This is a genomic window from Sphingopyxis witflariensis (genome assembly GCF_002205635.1).
Classification (GTDB): domain Bacteria; phylum Pseudomonadota; class Alphaproteobacteria; order Sphingomonadales; family Sphingomonadaceae; genus Sphingopyxis; species Sphingopyxis witflariensis.
On record NZ_NISJ01000002.1, the window covers coordinates 234672 to 251639 of the forward strand.

The 16968-nt window shown below is 62.4% G+C and carries 15 protein-coding genes; 2 read left to right on the top strand and 13 right to left on the bottom strand.

Features of this window, described 5'->3' with window-relative positions:
* Position 1 precedes the first annotated feature (1 nt).
* Positions 2–1198 carry a diaminopimelate decarboxylase gene (locus tag CDQ91_RS05115; RefSeq protein WP_088471644.1) on the top strand — a complete coding sequence of 399 codons (1197 nt, stop codon included), beginning with the start codon at positions 2–4 and terminating at the stop codon, positions 1196–1198.
* Positions 1199–1210: 12 nt separating this feature from the next.
* Here the strand turns inward: CDQ91_RS05115 and CDQ91_RS05120 are convergent, their stop codons facing one another.
* The 13 genes from CDQ91_RS05120 to CDQ91_RS05180 all read right to left on the bottom strand — a co-directional run bounded on the left by CDQ91_RS05120 (position 1211) and on the right by CDQ91_RS05180 (position 15777).
* Entirely contained in the window at positions 1211–2566 is a 1356-nt protein-coding gene (locus CDQ91_RS05120; RefSeq protein WP_088471645.1) for a serine hydrolase domain-containing protein, read from the bottom strand.
* Between the two features lie 122 nt (positions 2567–2688).
* Positions 2689–3633: an amidase family protein gene (locus CDQ91_RS05125; protein WP_158213617.1), complete on the bottom strand. Its 945-nt coding sequence runs from the start codon at positions 3631–3633 to the stop codon at positions 2689–2691.
* Positions 3564–4241, bottom strand: coding sequence for an amidase family protein (locus tag CDQ91_RS05130; protein ID WP_088471647.1), 678 nt, complete (start codon positions 4239–4241; stop codon positions 3564–3566). Before CDQ91_RS05130 ends, CDQ91_RS05125 begins: the two co-directional genes overlap by 70 nt.
* 54 nt (positions 4242–4295) lie before the next feature.
* Positions 4296–5837 carry an amidase family protein gene (locus CDQ91_RS05135; protein ID WP_158213618.1) on the bottom strand — a complete coding sequence of 514 codons (1542 nt, stop codon included), beginning with the start codon at positions 5835–5837 and terminating at the stop codon, positions 4296–4298.
* On the bottom strand, positions 5834–7462 hold the full coding sequence (locus CDQ91_RS05140) for an alkaline phosphatase D family protein (protein ID WP_088471649.1): 1629 nt from the start codon (positions 7460–7462) through the stop codon (positions 5834–5836). Before CDQ91_RS05140 ends, CDQ91_RS05135 begins: the two co-directional genes overlap by 4 nt.
* Positions 7463–7501: 39 nt before the next feature.
* Positions 7502–7912, bottom strand: coding sequence for a hypothetical protein (locus CDQ91_RS05145; protein ID WP_144036690.1), 411 nt, complete (start codon positions 7910–7912; stop codon positions 7502–7504).
* Between the two features lie 151 nt (positions 7913–8063).
* Complete coding sequence (locus CDQ91_RS05150; protein WP_088471651.1) at positions 8064–8573, bottom strand: DUF3617 domain-containing protein; 510 nt, start codon at positions 8571–8573, stop codon at positions 8064–8066.
* Between the two features lie 225 nt (positions 8574–8798).
* Positions 8799–9527: an IS21-like element helper ATPase IstB gene (gene istB, locus CDQ91_RS05155; RefSeq protein WP_088471092.1), complete on the bottom strand. Its 729-nt coding sequence runs from the start codon at positions 9525–9527 to the stop codon at positions 8799–8801.
* Positions 9514–11028, bottom strand: coding sequence for an IS21 family transposase (gene istA / locus CDQ91_RS05160; RefSeq protein WP_088471093.1), 1515 nt, complete (start codon positions 11026–11028; stop codon positions 9514–9516). The genes istB and istA overlap by 14 nt, the downstream gene beginning before the upstream one ends.
* An 80-nt stretch (positions 11029–11108) precedes the next feature.
* Complete coding sequence (locus CDQ91_RS05165; protein ID WP_088471652.1) at positions 11109–11858, bottom strand: DUF885 family protein; 750 nt, start codon at positions 11856–11858, stop codon at positions 11109–11111.
* 101 nt (positions 11859–11959) lie between these two features.
* Positions 11960–12544 carry a peptidylprolyl isomerase gene (locus CDQ91_RS05170; protein WP_088471915.1) on the bottom strand — a complete coding sequence of 195 codons (585 nt, stop codon included), beginning with the start codon at positions 12542–12544 and terminating at the stop codon, positions 11960–11962.
* A 62-nt stretch (positions 12545–12606) separates the two neighbouring features.
* Positions 12607–15024 carry a S9 family peptidase gene (locus CDQ91_RS05175; RefSeq protein ID WP_158213619.1) on the bottom strand — a complete coding sequence of 806 codons (2418 nt, stop codon included), beginning with the start codon at positions 15022–15024 and terminating at the stop codon, positions 12607–12609.
* 168 nt (positions 15025–15192) lie between these two features.
* A complete protein-coding gene (locus CDQ91_RS05180; protein ID WP_158213620.1) occupies positions 15193–15777 on the bottom strand; it encodes a porin family protein in 585 nt (194 codons plus the stop codon).
* Here CDQ91_RS05180 and CDQ91_RS05185 point away from each other — a divergent pair.
* Positions 15767–16938, top strand: a protein-coding gene (locus CDQ91_RS05185) for an IS3 family transposase (RefSeq protein WP_088471655.1) whose coding sequence is annotated in 2 segments (ribosomal slippage) — positions 15767–16031 and positions 16031–16938 — 1173 coding nt in all. Because the reading frame shifts where the segments join, the coding sequence is not laid out codon by codon here. The two genes, CDQ91_RS05180 and CDQ91_RS05185, sit on opposite strands and share 11 nt — an antisense overlap.
* The last annotated feature ends 30 nt before the right edge of the window (positions 16939–16968 follow it).

Below are 16968 nucleotides of genomic sequence, written 5' to 3' on the forward strand. Positions count from 1 at the left end.
GATGACAGACGGTTTATGGTGGCACCGCAGTGACCTTGGCCATATCGATGGACGGCTGATCTTCGCGGGACAGGATGTCGCAGCGCTGGCGGCTGATTTTGACGGCCCGCTCTATCTCTATTCGGCGGATCGGGTGCGCGCCAATCTGAATCGCATTCTCGGTGCCTTGGCAACAAGCGGAAAGGCACACCGCGTCTATTATGCGATGAAGGCCAATCGCCATGCACCCTTGCTGCAAATGCTCGCGGCGACAGGACGGTGCGGGGTCGATATTTGCTCGCCGGCCGAGCTCGATCATGCCTTCGCCTGCGGTTTCGCGGCGGAACAGATCAGCTTCACCGGAACGGGCGTATCGCGCCGCGATCTTGAGCGGTTGCTCGCCCACCCCGAATTGACGATCAATTGCGACTCGGTCGGCATGATCCGCCGGATCGGCGAACACTCGCCCGGCCGCGCGATCGGCATTCGCGTCAATCCGGCGCGCGGTGTCGGCTATGGCGACAGCGAGCGGCTGACCTATGCCGGTGCACGGACGAGCAAGTTCGGCATTTACCGTGAGCAATGGGATGAGGCGCTCGCTGCGGCGCGCGCGCGCGACCTTCGGATCACCAGCCTGCATTTCCATGTCGGCTGCGGCTATCTCGATGCGCAACTCGATGATTGGGAGGCGGCACTGAAGGCCGGCCTCTCCTTCCTCGCCGGCCTGCCCGATGTCCGTATCGTCAATATCGGCGGTGGATTAGGCGTCCCGCACCGCGCATCCGACAAGCCGCTCGATCTCGCGCGCTGGGCCGCGCTGCTGAAGCGCCATTTCGCAGGCCACGCAGTTGAAATTGCGGTCGAACCGGGCGACTATCTGGTCAAGGATGCCGGGATGCTGGTGCTTGAAGTGACCAATGTCGAGCACAAGTGCGACACTCTGTTCGTCAGCGTCGATGGCGGCTTCAACCTCCACCCCGAACCCGCCTTTTATGACTTGCCGTGCGAACCCGCCGCCTGTGTCCCGCGCCGCGGCGATCCCGTCCGCGTCACCATCGCGGGGAATATCAATGAGGCGCTCGACCTGTGGGCTGAGGATATTGCGATGCCGCCGCTCGAGGAAGGCGATCATATTGCGCTCCTCAACGCCGGCGGCTATGGCGCGGCGATGAGCAGCAACCATTGCATGCGCGGCGAATTCACCGAATTGCTGATCTGACACCGCGCAGCATCACCGGCCCCCGCGACCGGCTTGAGGCTTGAAGCCATAAGCGGCCATATCGGTGAACAGCGTCTTGAGCGTTTCTTCACGGATCGGCCATTTCTCGCCCGGGAAATAATTGACCATGATCGTCCCGCGCACCTTCCTGGCCGGATTGACCCACGCCACAGTGCCCGCCGCACCGCCCCAGCCATAGGCGCCGACATTCATCGCATTGCTCTTGTCTTCCAGCACGACAAAGCCGCCCGCACCAAAGCCCATTTTCGCATCCATCGGTCCGTCGGCGCCGCGGCGGATCATCGTAAACTCGACCCCGGCGGGCAGCAGGTTGGACATGGCGAGCTTGGCGGTTTCGGCCTTCATCACCCGCGCACCATCGAGTTCGCCGTAATTTTGCAGCATGTGCAGGAAGCGGTCATAGTCGCGCGCCGACATGACCAGACCCGAACCGCCATAGGGGAAGCTGGGCGGATCGAGCCATACCGACGTTGCCGCAGCGTCGAGCGGCGAATGATTCTCCCCGAAAATCATATAATTAGTGGCGAAGCGCCGTACTTCTCCCGGCGGCACCGTCCACAGGCTCGATCGCATCTTCAACGGGTCGAAGATGCGCGTCTGGATAAACCCGTCGAACGACATGCCGCTCGCCTTCTCGACCACCGCGCCAAGGACGTCGAGCCCCATCGAATAGCTCCATTTGGTCCCCGGATCCGCCGTGAGCGGCAGCGCCGCCACGCGGTTTGCAAACTCCTGAAGCGAGGTAGGCCGCGTCTTGCGCGCCTCGATCTCCATCGCGCGATTGACTTGAGCAGGCGCGATGCCGTTTTTATTATATTGCTCGAGCAACGGCCCCATGGTGAGGATATTATAGCCGAGCCCCGCCGTGTGAGTGAGCAGATGCCGTACCGTGATCGGCCGCGCGGCCGGACGCGCTTCGAGCGTATTCTCGCCCAGCTGCACGGTCATATTTTTGAACGCCGGCAATATGTCGCCGATCGGCGTGTCGAGCTGAAGCTTGCCGTCCTCGATCAACAGCATCGCCGCCATGCCGGCAATCGGCTTGGTCATCGAATAGACGCGCCACAGGCTGTCGGGGCCCGCGGCCGACGCGCCCGCTTCATAGGATAATTTGCCTTCGGAAATGAAGATGGTCGGCCGGTTTGCCATACCGAAGGCGCCGACGATGCCGGGCATCTTCTTCGACGCGACATAGGATTGATAGAGCGCCGCAGTCGTCGGAAGCGGGTCGGCCGACGTCGGCCGGGAAATCGGCCCGGGCGCCCTGGTTTCTTGACGCGCGGTGGCACTGGTGGCCAGCAAGGCCAGAATGAGGCCGCCCGTAATGGGCCCAAAAAACCGACGCATCTACATGTCTCCCATGATTTCGCGGGACATGCCCGCAAAAAGGGCCGGCATCGACACGAGGCCCCCCGACCCCGCCATACCGGCCCTTTCCGTTCGCACCGGCGGCCAAGCCGCCTGTGCGATCAAACGAGTGTGGGTGCCCAGAGCGGGGGACGGCGCGCCGCCCACGGACGCGCAGCCTCCAGTTCAAACGCCAGTTCGAGCAGCTCGTAATCGCCGCCCATTCGGGCTGCGAACTGCACGCCGACCGGCAGGCCGGTCTTCGTCCAGTGCATCGGCAGGCTCATCGCCGGGCCGCCGCTCGCATTCTGCAGCATGGTGTAATCGCCATAATGATTGAGACGCTGCATCAGCACCGAAATCGGCAGCGAACCGTTGATCTCACCGATCCGGACCGGCGGCTTGAGCAGGACCGGGGTGATGAGAATGTCGATCTTTTCGAAGAGCGAGAAATAGGCCTTCGAACACTCCTCGATCCGCCCGTAAGCTTTTTCGACATCTTCCTCGGTCAGGTCGCCGCTGATCCCGACCATGGCAAAGGATGCCGGCTCGACCAGCCCCTTCAGAACGGAATCGGGGATTTCAGCACCGGCTGGAAGCATCTTCTTCGCCTCTTGTGCACGCGCGGCATAGATGAGCGTGAAGTCTTCGATGAAGCGCTCGCCGGGGAACGGCCATTGCGCCTCGCTGACCTGGTGGCCCAGCGACTGGAGCGCAGCGATCGTCTTGGTCACGCTTTCCTGCACCTCCGGCGACGGCACATGCCCGCCCATCCCGTTCATGATATAGCCGACGCGCAGCCGCTTTTTGGGCGGCCCGGTGACGGTACGCAGCGGCTGGAAGGGCGCTTGCGCTCCCTTGATTTCAACCAGCGACAACATGTTGGCGGTATCGCGGACGGTGCGCGACAGGACGAAGGATTCGCCAAGGAAGGATCCGACGTTGCGCTTGCCGTCGATAAAGGCATGATCGCCGATGATCCGGTCGCGCGATGGCTTCAGCCCGACGAGCCCGCAGTTGCTGGCGGGAATGCGCAGCGACCCGGCGCCATCCGACCCGTGTGCCACGGGTATAACCCCCGCCGCGACCGCCACCGCGCCGCGCCGCCCGACGACCCGCCCGGGACGTGATCGAGGTTCCACGGATTGCGCGTGATACCATAGGCCAGGGTCTCGGTCGTTGGCAGAATTCCGAACTCGGGCATCGTCGTGCGCCCGAAAATGTTGAATCCCGATTGTTCCATCAGTTCGACCAGCTGATCATTTTTGGCCGCCAGCGGCATCATCTTGTCGAGCTTCGACGCGAAATTCTTCTTCGTTCCCGCGACATCGGCTTCGGCCTTGATCAGCATCGGGACGCCACCGAAAGGCGCCTTGATGTCGACGAGGGCGGCGCGCTTGCGCGCACGTTCGTACAATTCTTCGCTCAGGAAGTTGGCCTTTGGCTGGACTGCCTGCGCCCGGGCGATCGCCGCATTGATTGCCTCCAGCGGCGAAATCTTGCGCGCGCGGATTGCCGCGGCGAGCGCCGTCGCATCCATGTCGGCGAAATCGGTGCCGACTGCGGCCCGAGCCAGACCACCGACCGGGATCAAGGCGGCCGCGCTAACCGTTCCCATCGTTTTCAGGAAACCACGCCGTCCCTGTCCGGACGCGTCATAAGAAAAAATAGTCATCTGGCCGCACACTCCCTCTAAATTATGTTTTGAAACAATGATATATAGCAAATATCAGACACGCGAAGGCGCCCACAGCGGCGGACGGCGTTGCGCCCAAGGCTGAGCTTTTTCGAGTTCGAAAGCGAGTTCGAGCAAGACGCGCTCACCGCCCATCGGGCTGGCGAATTGAACACCGACCGGCAAGCCATCCTTCGTCCAATGCAACGGCAGGCTGATCGCAGGGCCACCACTGGCGTTTTGCAACATGGTATAGTCAGCGTAATGATTGAGCCGCATGAGCAGAACAGGAAAGGGTATCGAGCCGTTGATCTCGCCAATCTTCGCCGGCGGCGTGAGCAGCACTGGCGTGACCAGAACGTCCATCGTATCGAATAGATGGAAATAGGCGGACGAACTGATCGCCATGCGAACATAGGCCTCTGCGACCTGTTCGTCGGAAAAATCCGAACCCAGCGTGCCGACGTCGAAGGAAACCGATTCAATCAGCCCTTTCAGAATCGCCGGATCGGGAGCCGGGCCGCCCTTGGTCATCCGCGCGCGCGTATTCTTCGCTTTCGCCATATAGGCCAGCATGAAATCCTCGACGAATTGCCTGCCATCGAACGGCCAACGCGCCTCTTCGACCTTATGGCCGAGCGCTTCGAGCAACTTGACCGTCGATGTGATGCTGTTCTGGACTTCGGGTGACGGTCGGTTTCCGCTCAGCCCGTTGGTAATGACCCCGATACGCAGCCGCTGCTTCACAGGATCGGTCACCTGGCCGATCGGCGGATAGACAACACTGCCGCCCCTGGTTTCAACGAGGGCCAGTTGGTTCGCTGTGTCGCGCACCGTGCGCGACAAGCAGAAGGGTTGCCCGAGGAAGGACCCCCCAACGATACGGTCGCGCGATGTCTTGAGCCCGACGAGCCCGCAATTGCTGGCGGGAATACGCAGAGATCCCGCACCATCCGACCCGTGCGCCTTGGGCACGATCCCAGCAGCAACCGCCGCCGCTGCGCCCCCCGACGAGCCGCCGGGAACATGATCGAGGTTCCACGGATTGCGCGTCACCCCGTAGGCCAGCGTCTCGGTGGTCGGCAGTATCCCGAATTCGGACATGGTCGTGCGGCCAAAGGGATTGAGACCAATCTGCACGCACCGCTCGACCAATAAGTCGTTCCGTTTGGCGATCGGCATGACCTTGTCGAGGCGCGACCCGAAATGCTTGGCCTTGCCGACGATATCGGCTTCATCCTTGATCAGATAAGGGACGCCCGCGAACGGCGTCGAAAGGTCGACAGCGGCCGCACGCCGACGCGCATGATCGAACAATTCTTCGGAGATGCAATTAATATGGGGCTGCACCGCCTGCGCCCGCGCGATGGCCGCATCGACCGCCTCGAGCGGAGATATTTTGCGCGCCTTGATCGCCGCCGCGAGTTCGGTCGCGTCCATTTCACCCAGCGCCGTCCCCGCCGGAGCCGGTTCGGTCCGGGCCAGCGCCGCAGCCGGGAGCAAAGTGGCCACGCTCAGCATGCCGGCCACTTTCATGAAATTGCGCCGCGCCGGAGCTGCGCCGGAAGGGGAGAGCCAGCCCGGTTTGCGTGTCATGCGATTGCCTTTCGGCCGCGTTCGACATGCATTTTGTGGCTTGGCTTGGTCGCGAGCGAGCGTGTCGCGATGGTGTCGAGGAACACCCATTCGCTGCTCACCCTCTCGGGCGTCACTTCGACCGCCATATAGCCGCGGTTGCTGGTGTCGGCCCATTTCAGCTCGGGACTTGCGCCCTTGATAACCTGCGCAGTCATCGCCGGGGGCAGTGCCAGATAGGCTTCGAGGCCGGGCGAGGTCACGCTCTGTCCACTGAACTCGACCCCGGCGGGTTTGCCGCCTTCCTTCAAATCGAAGGCCCAGGCATTGTGACTATCGCCCGACAGGACAACGAGGTCCGCGTCGACCGCCTGTGCCGCACCGAGCAGCCGCGCGCGCGCGGCAGGAAATCCGGCCCAGGTATCGAGATCAGGCGGCAGTCCCGCCTTCGTCGCGGCGTCAATCGCCTTCACATAGGCCGCCCCTTCGGGCGGAAGCCGAAGGCTTTTCATCATCTCGGGCGGGAGCGGCGGGGCGCTCCACTGCCCCACCAGCACCTGCTGCGCCAAAATCTGCCATGTGGCCCCGCGCTTTTTCGACTGGGCGAACCCCTCGTAGAGCCATTTTTCCTGCGCGCTGCCCATCAGGGTCCGCTTCGGATCGGCGAGCGGCCCGTCGCGCAATGCTTTGAGCTTTTCAACCGGATCGCCCTCACCCGCAACGATGACGCGCATATCGAGCGGCTCACTGCGCGCGGTCAGGCGGGTTTCGGGGCGGAAGATCGTCGCCAGATCGCCGATGTCATAGCTCGACCACGCCTGGCCCGACACCGGCAGCCATTCATTATAGGCCTTGATCGACGCCCGCTTGCGCGCCTTGAAATCGCCTTCGTCGGTCGAATGATTTTCGGCGCCGCCCGACCAGCTGTCATTCGCCAGTTCATGATCGTCGCGCTGCGCGATCATAGGGAACATCTGGTGCAGCCGCTGGAGATCGGGATCGGCGCGATAGCAGGCGAGCCGCAGCCGATAATCGGCAAGCGTTATCGCTTCGCCTGCGGGTTCGACCAGACGCCCGGCGGCCGCCTTGTCGGCGTCCGGATAATAGCCACGCTTGAATTCATAGAAATAGTCGCCGGTGTGGACCATCAGGTCGATGTCGTCGCGCATCGCGGCGTGGCCATAGGCGTTGAACCATCCCGAGGGCATGTTGGCGCAGGAGAAAACACCGAGCCCGAAGCGCGCGACCGGCCCGACCGGCAGCGTGCGGGTGCGCCCGACCGGCGACACGGCACCATCGGGGGCAATGAAGCGGTAATAATAGGTGCGGCCGGGCTCGAGCCCCTTCACCACGACCCGTGCAGTATGATCATCGGTGCGCTTTGCGACGGCGGTTCCGCCCGCCTTCGGGGCGCTAAAGTCCTGACTGGTCGATAGTTCGACCGTCAGCCGCGCGTCACCGCGCTTGCCCGGGACATAACGTGTCCACAACAGAATGGAATCGGGTCCCGGTTCGCCGCTCGCGACATTATGGGTGAAGCCTGTCGCGATGAGCAGCGCCGCGGCGCTCGGCCCGGCGAGCGTCAGCGCGGCAAGCCCCAGCCCGCCGGTCAGGATCAAATCGCGCCGATTAATGTCCATTGCCATGTCGGTATCCCAGCTGCGCCCGCAGGCGCATATCAGCGCCTAAGGTTGCGGATTGGCTCCGGCCGTCGTGGCCGTAGCCGCCGACGCCGCGTCGGCGACGGGCGGGCTCGCGGCGGCCGCCTCGGCGGGCTTGGCGGCATCCGCAGCGGCGTCGGCCGGAATGGCGCGCAGCGCCTTATCGACCGCATCTATCCGTTCACGCGGCACCGCACCCGGGAACATCGCGTCTAGCGCATCAAGGCTCATCGTCTTGAACTGTTCGTACATCGGGTGGCTGGTGAAACCGGGCAGTTCGGCATCGATCACCGCCCGTGCGGCGGGGCTCGCAGCGATCTTTTCAATCGGCGTCTTGATGCTGAACACCGGCTTGTCATCCCTGGCAAGACCGGGGGTCGCAATCATCAGGGCCAATGAGGCGATCACGCCGTGAACGAAAGTCAATTTCCGCATGCAACCACTCCAAATTTTTAGAAACCGACGTCCCTGCCGTTTTTCAAAATATGCCATTACGCTAGTTTGAACTAGCTTTCCCTAAGATGAACAAGCGAAAGATAGAAACAATATATCCAGACTATTCTTCCAGCATATCCATGGCTCGACCTTAAGTGCCCTTAACCGCGTCGGCGATGCACGGCCCGGTTCGAACGTCCGTCACAGACAATACAACTTTTCCGACGGGAGATTTGCCGTTCATCGTTACGATAACATCGGTCTTGTCAGCAGCCGCCGTACCTGTGACAGTCAGATCGAAAGCCTGAGCCCCAGCGGTACAGGCGCCGGCGATATCAACCTTGCCCTTGACGATGCTCATTTTCGACCAGGTGCATTGGGCCGCGTTGGCAGAGGTCCTGCCGATCAGCTCTGGCAAGGGACCTTCCTTGTCGATCTGCTCCTGCGTGACGCACTGGTTTATGCTGGGATTGTTCGACATCATACCGACCATATGGTCACGTTCTTTGGACGGCATACCGGGGAATTCAAACTCCACCAGCTTCCGATCGTTTTTCCAATTGCCCGCTTCGCGCACCACCGGACCTTCGGGAGTGCAGCCTGCCGCCACCAGCGCGACGCCGAGCGCTGCGATTTGCGTGAGCTTCTTCGCCTTCCTCATATGCACAAACCCCAAATCCAATTGCAGCCGCGTGCGGCCTGTCAGTGGTGTCAATCGGCGTGCAAACGGGACCCCCTATCGGCGCGCAAAAGGGACCCCCTTTCACGATGGCGCAAGGTTGATCGGACACGCGCCTTTGCGCTGCGCGCGGCGTAGGGAGGGCGGAGCCCGACCGGAGGCGCGCGCAGCGCAAAGCATCTTTTAATCGGAGGTCGGCGGGGGCGATCAGCTGCGGTTTTTGAAGCGCCAGCTGTCATTGCCGGTCTCGACGATGTCGCAATGGTGGGTGACGCGATCAAGGAGCGCGGTGGTCATCTTGGGATCGCCGAACACGGTGGGCCATTCGCCGAACGCGAGGTTGGTGGTGATGATGACGCTGGTCTGCTCGTAGAGCTTGCTGATCAGGTGGAACAGCAACTGGCCGCCCGAGCGGGCGAACGGCAGATATCCCAGTTCGTCGAGCACGATCAGGTCGAGGCGGGATAGCTGGGCGGCGAGAGCGCCGCTCTTGCCGATCCTGGCCTCCTCTTCGAGGCGGGTCACCAGATCGACGGTGTTGAAGTAGCGGCCTCGCGCACCCGAGCGAACGACATTGGCGGCGATGGCGATGGCCAGGTGGGTCTTGCCGGTGCCCGTGCCGCCGACCAGGACGATATTGCGCTGTGCGGGCAGGAACGCGCCACTGTGCAGCGAACGCACCAGCCCTTCATTGATCGGCGTGCCCTCGAACCGGAACGCGTCGATGTCCTTCACAACCGGCAGCCGGGCGGCCGCCATCCGGTATCGGATCGAAGCGGCATGGCGATGTGTTGCTTCCGCCCGCAGAAGGTCGGTCAGTATCTCCATCGTGGTGCGCTGGCGCTGAAGGCCGGTGGTGACCGCATCGTCGAACGCGCCCGCCATGCCCTTGAGCCCAAGCCCGCGCATCGCCTCGATCATGTCATGCCGCTGCATCGAAGGTCCTCAGCTGGTCGTAACGGGCGCAGTCGGCGATCGGCGGATGGCGCAAGGCGCTGTCCTCGGAGGTGATGATGGTGAGCGGTCGCGGCGGTTCCCGGCGCCGCGCCAGAATGTTGAGGATCAGATCATCGCTCGCCGTGCCGGTCGCCAGTGCCTCGCGCACGGCCGCTTCGACCGGCTCCAGGCCATCGGTCAGCACGGCCGACAGCACACGGACGAACCGGCGGTCGGCATCGTCGCCATGGCCAAGCTTGCGGCGCAGGCGCGCCAGCGCCGGCGGCAGATCCCAGTCCTGGAAGGGCGCGCCGTTCCGCAGCGCTCCGGGCTTGCGGGCCAGCACCGGCAGATAATGCCAGGGGTCATAGATCGTGCGGTTGCGCCCGAAGTAGCGAGGGTGCTCGGCGACAACCTCCTCGCCGCAGCGCACGACAATGCGGTCGGCATAGGCCCGGACCTGCACCGTCCGCCGCGCCACCGTCGAGAGGACCGAGTAGCGGTTGCGGTCAAAGCTGATCAGGCAGGTGCCGGTCACGGCATGCTCGCTCTCATTGAAGCCGTCGAACGGCCCCAGCATCGGTTGCAGTGCCGATCGTTCGATCTCCAGCACCTGCGCCACGGTCAGCTCGCCCTGTTCGGGATGGGCCTGACGTTCCGCCCAGCGCCGACACTCGGCCTCCAGCCAGCCATTAAGCTCTTCGAGGCTGGCGAACCGCAACCGGGGCTGGAAGAAGCGCCCCCGGATCGTCTGCACCTGGTTCTCGACCTGACCCTTCTCCCATCCCGCCGCAGGCGAGCAGGCGGTCGGCTCGACCATATAATGGTCGGTCATGATCAGGAACCGCCGGTTGAAGACCCGTTCCTTGCCGGTGAACACGCTCGTCACCGCCGTCTTCATATTATCGTAGATGCCGCGCCCTGGCACCCCGCCGAAGAAGGCAAAACCACGCGCATGCGCGTCGAACAGCATCTCCTGGCTCTCGCGAGGATAAGCCCGGACATAGACCCCGCGTGACGCGCACAGACGCATATGCGCGACCTTCACCCGCATCGGCGCCCCGGCGATCTCCACATCCTCATGGCTCCAGTCGAACTGGTAAGCCTCTCCTGGCCTGAACATTAGCGGGATGAAGGCCGTGACGCCGTCGCCGGCATCCTTGCGCCGTTCGATCTTCCATCGCGCCGCGTAGCGCCGCACGGCATCGTAAGAACCCTCAAAGCCTTCGCGCACCAGCAGATCATGGATCCGCGTCATCCGCAGCCGCTCGCGCCTGCCGCGCAGCTCGTTCTCTTCCAGCAACGTATCGAGCCGAGCCTGGAACGGCCCGATTCTAGGCAGTGGCTGAACCTTGCGCTGATAGTCGAATGCGCCTTCCGGCGCCCGGATCGCCTTGCGGATCACCTTCCGCGACACATGCAAATCCCGCGCGATCGCCTTGATCGCCTTGCCTCCAGCATACTCGCGCCGGATCCGAACCACTGTCTCCAAAACCAACATCCCGATCTCGCCGCCTGAAAATCCAGCCGGCTGCTTAAACCATCGAAATGAGGGGTCCCTTTTAGACGCCGATCACCCCGCTAACGGGGTCCTTTTTGCACGCCGATCCACACATAAGCGGGATTGATGAGCTGCGTGATGGCCTGTCGGGCGCGGCTTTGAATCTCGCTCCACTGCGCCGCACTGAACGCCGCTGGGCGGTCGCCGGCAAACGGCTCATAGAAGCGCGACTGTTCGGGTTGGTCAGTGATGACCTCGGTGATCGAGCGCTCGACATTGTCCAAGACGGAGCAAGGCAGGACATGGCCTTTACGGATACCTTCTTCAGTCACCACCAAAGCAGCATCATTGAGCGCAGGGTAACGTTCGAGCCGGCGAAGATAATTTTCGTAATCGGCGGGCTTTGCGAACGCGATGTTACGTGCAAGGCCAGCGAACGACTGGTGCCAGCCCGAGTAGGTACTGAAGAGCATTAGGCGCTGGCCGAACGCGTTCGCCTCGACCTTCTGCGCGAGCGAGCGCTCGAGAATATCGTAGCTAACCCCATCGGCTGCATTGAGTTTTGAGGCATCAATGGAGCGGAGGCGTACGAGAAAGGCCTGCGCCTGCGCAGCATCGCGGTCCATGCCAGTCACGGAAACGTCGCCGAGCTCGGTATCATAATCGTGAACGCCCAAGGCCGTTGCAGACACCGGGTTCGTCCGCAATAGCCAAGCGTAATAGTCGCTCAGAAGCTGTTGAAAATCCTCCGGCGCCGAGGCTGCCGCGACCGGGCTCGCGAACAACAGGCTTGCGGTGATCAACGTCGATACGAGCTTGCGGCTCATCATATACTTTTCCTTCGCGCGTCCGGCTGAGGGGCTGCCGTATTTTTGCAGCGCCACAATGCTGCGCCCTTATCATGATTGTCTCTGGAGGACCGCTCTAGTCCTCAGCCCTTGGCGCAGCGTGCCTGCGTCACGCGCGCGCTCAGGATTCGCACCGGCTTTTCCAGTATCTGACCGTTCATTGCAGGTGCCGGACTGTCGGCGGTGATTGGTAATGCTTGTATCCGGCGGACGACATCCATTCCGCAGATGACCCGGCCGAATACTGCGAACCCTTGTCCGTCGGGATTGCGCTGGCCGCCGTGATCGAGCGCCGGCTGAGCTCCGATGGATATGAAGAACGACGTGGCCGACGTGGTGCCGAGCCCTGCTCGCGGCAGGGAAACCGCGCCGTCAACATGGCGAAGCCCCGTGCGGCTCGTGTCTTCATGCGTGATCGGCCTTTCAGCGATCGGCTGGCCATCCTCGCGGACGAGTGCCTGGGTCACCTCTATGGGATGCTCTGACCTGTCATTATCAGGCCGCACCGTGCGGAAGAAGCTCCCGCCGTCATAGCGTTCACCGCGAACCTGGCTAAGGAAGGCACCGCTCGAAGCGGGCGCCTCCTTCTCATAGATTGCGATTGTCACGACGCCGAGGTCCGTCTGTAACTCGACGGCGGTTTTCGGCGTGCTGATCTTGCGCGCCATAACGCTTGGCGACAGCAGCACGGCAGACGCGAGTGTGAGCGTCGCTAGGGTGCGGCGCACCCTCACTTCGCGGTTGCCGCTGGCTCGGGACGCATCTCGTCGCTGTCCTCGTCTTCGGGCTTGCCGCCGCGCTCGATCATTTCATCCTTCATAATCTCGGAATCACTGACCACCTTGAAGTTTTGAGGCGGCTGCAACCCTGCCAGATTCTGCACGAAATAGTCCCACCGGCGGCGAATGGAATAGCCACTCGGCTGATGCCCGAGCTTTGGCAGGACCACGAGGTCGAAATTCTTGTTCTCGTCCATCAGCTTTTGCGTAAGCTGGAACAGCACGCCGGGTTGGACGCCGAAGTCCAAGAGGCCGTGCATCAGAAGCAATTTGCCCTTCAACTGCGACGCGTATGTGACATTCGCCTGCGCGTCGTAGTTCTTGCCCGTGTTCAAGCCTTGATAGCGTTCGCCCCAGCTATGCCAGAAGCCGCGCTGATCATGATTTCCCGATTCTGCGACGCCGACCTTGTAGAAATCAGGAAAGCGGAACATCGCCGAGGCGGTCATGTAGCCGCCGCCGGAAAAACCGTTGATGCCGACGCGGCTAATATCCATGTAGGGATAGCGCGCCGCGAGTTGACGGATGCCCGCGATATGGTCTTCCACGTTGCTCGCCGTTTCCACGGCACCATAGGATGCGGTGTGGAAGGCGCGCCCGCGCCCCGTTGTCCCGCGTCCATCGATCACCACGACGACGAAACCAAGTTCCGCCAGACTTTGTGCCCACACCGCAGACATGGCGAATGCGCTCGGGACATTTGCGACCTGCGGCCCGCCATATATATGGTCGATCACAGGATAGCGCTTGTTCGGGTCGAAATCGCTCGGCCGCACGACGATCGCCTGGATGGGCGTAACGCCGTCGGCGGCGGTGAGCATGACCGGCTCGGGCAAGCGGAAGCCGGCCGGCGTGCCGCGCAGTTCCGCCTGCTCCACCACCGCGACCTCGGTGCCCTCCGCCCGCTTGAGGACCGAACGACCGGGCTTGTCGACGCGGGTTTGCGTTTCGACCCAGTAATTGCCCGAAGGCGAAAAGCCACGCGTTCCTGGCGCGCCAGTGAGGAGCGTGCCGTCGGCGATCACGCGGTCGTCGTCGCCCGAGCTGACGATCCGCATCGCGCCGCTGTCCAGATCGACCCGCGCGACCCTGCGATAATAGGGATTTTTCCCTGCCTCGCCGCCGGAGGTTGCCACCCACGCCGTGCCTCGCGCTTCGTCCACCGCGAGCACGCCGCGGATCCGCGCCGTACCTTTGGTCAACTGTCGGATCAGGCGTCCCGTGGCGAGATCGTAGAGGTAAAGTTGGCCCGCGCCCGAGCGCTCCGAATACCACAGGATCTGGTTGCGCCTGGGCAGGATGCGTAGCAACGTCGGGCTGTAGACTTCTTCCGAAAGTTCGACATATCCTTTTGAATCGCTCTCCTGGAAGAGCTCGCGCGCAATGCCGGTTTCGGCATCGGCGCTGATGAGATGAACGGTCTTCTCGCCGCGTTCGATATCAACGAAAAAGACGCGTTTCGCATCGCCGCTCCACCATGCCCGCTCGCCGCCGATCGGCGTGTCGAGCATACGCACCGCGGGAAGTCGGGGATAGCGCATGTCGGTCTGGCGTTTCGACCCCACGTCGATCACAACAATGCGGTACGTCGGGACATGCGCATCGCCCGGGAATGCCTGTCGCTGCTCAACAGCAACCGGGCGAACGCCTTTGTCAGGCACGAAGTCCACCAGCGGCATGACCTTCACTTGCCGATCATCGGTCTGGACAGTCAGGATCTTCTTGGAATCGGGCGACCACTTCAATTCGGTCGACGTTGAGAATTGGCGGAACGCGTCCGGCAAGATGGCATAGGCAAAAAGCTTTTCGCCGTCCTCGGTCAGCTGCCGCTCTTTCCCGGTCTTGACGTTACGTGTCCAAATGTTCGAATCGCGAACGAACGCAAGCATCGTCCCGTCGGGCGAGGCTACCGGGACCAATTGCTCCGCCGCGCCGAGCTCCTTGAGCTCGCCGGCGCGCGTGTAGGAGTATGTCTTTCCGAAGGCGGCGAATGTCACGGTCCGGTCGGCCGTCACCACCACGTTACCGAGCCGCAAGTCCGCCGCAGGGAATTTCTTCTTGGTCAGCGCTTCGAGGTCTCGCGACAAACGCTCGTGATCGAATAGCGCGCTTTTGGCACCCGTCTGAGCGTTCACCTCGGTGTAGGTACAGCCGGTCTCGGTTTCACGGCAATACCAGAAGCTGTCCTCAGTTCCGATCCAGGTCGGCGCCACGGCCGCATTGAGCATAAAATGATTGGTGAGCGCATTGTTGAAGAACGACGCTCTCTCATATTTGCCACGGAGCGCCTGCGGATCGGCAGTTTCTGCTAGCGTAGCGGAGGATGCTGCGACCGCGTCGGTTTGCGCCGATGCGGGCACCGATGTCATGAGGCACGCTGCAGAACCGAGCAGCAGAATTCGGCAGAGCCGGATGGGGACATTAAGCATGCGATTTCCTGTCTAATGATTGGTTGTGACCGCGCGGAGAACGCCGCAGTCTAAGGCCGGCGACAGCGCACGCGCGTTGCGTCGCCGTGCCCGCCATTGGCCATTCCTTCAGAAGCCGACGCGCACCTGAGCACCGAACGAGCGCGGGATCGGACGGCCCGGATAGGGCAGTGAGCCGTAAGCCGGGTAGGTGACGCCATATTCGTTCAGGATATTCTTGGCGAAGAGTTGCAACGACACCCCTGACAGTTCGGTCCCGATATTGACGTTCAAATATTCCTGCTTCTCAGACAGTGCTGGAACCGCCTGAAAGCTTCGGAACCAGACCTGGATGCCATCGGCCCGCTGATAATCCACGCGCGCGAAGGACGGTGCATCGCCCACGTCGAAACGATATTCGGCGGATACGGACCCAGAGTAGCGCGGAGCATAATCAGCCCGATCGCCGGCGAAATGTTCCAGCGTCGTCGTCTTATACTTCATGTCATTCCAGCCGCCGGTGAAAGACAGCGTCAGCGCCGGGATCGGACGATAGGTCAGCTGCAGATCGATACCGTTGCCGGCCATTTTGGCACCGTTGACGGTATAGGAATTGACCCCGTTGGGCGCCGTAGCCACCTGATCTGCCCCCTTCTGAGTGGTCCAAAATTGATGATATTTTGGATTACGAAGGAGACATGGAATGCCGAGCAAGAAGCATCGCCCGGAAGAGATTATCGGCAAGCTGCGTGAAGCGGAGGTTGTGCTGGCGCAGGGCGCGACGACCGCGGAGGCGTGTCGCCGGATCGCTGTCAGCGAGCAGACCTATTATCGGTGGCGCAAGGAATATGGCGGCCTGAAGACCGACCAGGCGCGCCGGATGAAGGATCTGGAGAAGGAGAATGTGCGGCTTCGCCGTGCGATCTCGGACCTGACGCTAGACAAGCTGATATTGCAGGAGGCCGCCCGGGGAAACTTCTGAGCCCCGCGCGCCGAAGGCGCTGTATCGATCACATCAGAACGATGATGCCGGTGTCCGAGCGACGGCTCTGCCGCGTGCTCGGGCAACATCGATCGACACAGCGCAAGGCGCCTTGCGGGGCGGATGACGAAGCGGCTCTCACCGAGGATATCATTGCGCTGGCGCGGCAATATGGTCGTTATGGCTATCGCCGGGTGACGGCATTGCTGCGCGATGCCGGTTGGCATGTGAACCGCAAGCGGGTCGAGCGCATCTGGCGACGCGAGGGGCTCAAGGTGCCGCAAAGGCAGCCGAAGCGCGGGCGGCTCTGGTTGAACGACGGATCGTGCATCCGGCTTCGGCCGGAATATCCCGGGCACGTCTGGTCCTATGACTTCGTCGAGGGTCGCACCCACGATGGTCGCAAATACCGCATCCTGTCGATCATCGACGAGGCGAGCCGGGAGTGCATGGCGTTGCCCGTGGCGCGTAAGCTGAAGAGCGACGATGTGCTGGCGGTGCTGGCCGAACTGTTCGTCACGCGCGGTCCGCCCGCGCATATCCGGTCCGACAATGGCCCGGAATTTATCGCGACGGCGGTGCAGGAATGGCTGGCGAAGGTCGGCGTGAAGACGCTCTACATCGCCCCCGGATCGCCATGGGAGAATGGATACTGCGAGAGCTTCAACGGGTCGCTGCGCGATGAACTGCTCAATGGCGAGATCTTCTACTCACTAACCGAGGCCCAGATCCTGATCGAAGCTTGGCGGCGCCATTACAACACCGTCCGGCCGCACAGCTCGCTGGGATATCGGCCACCCGCGCCGGAGGCCGTTCCATCGCCAGTGTCGCCCTCCGGTTCCGCTTCGCTCCACCTACGGCCAACACTGGCGATGGAGGCGTCAATGCACTAACAGTCCACGCGGACCACTCGGTGGGGGCCG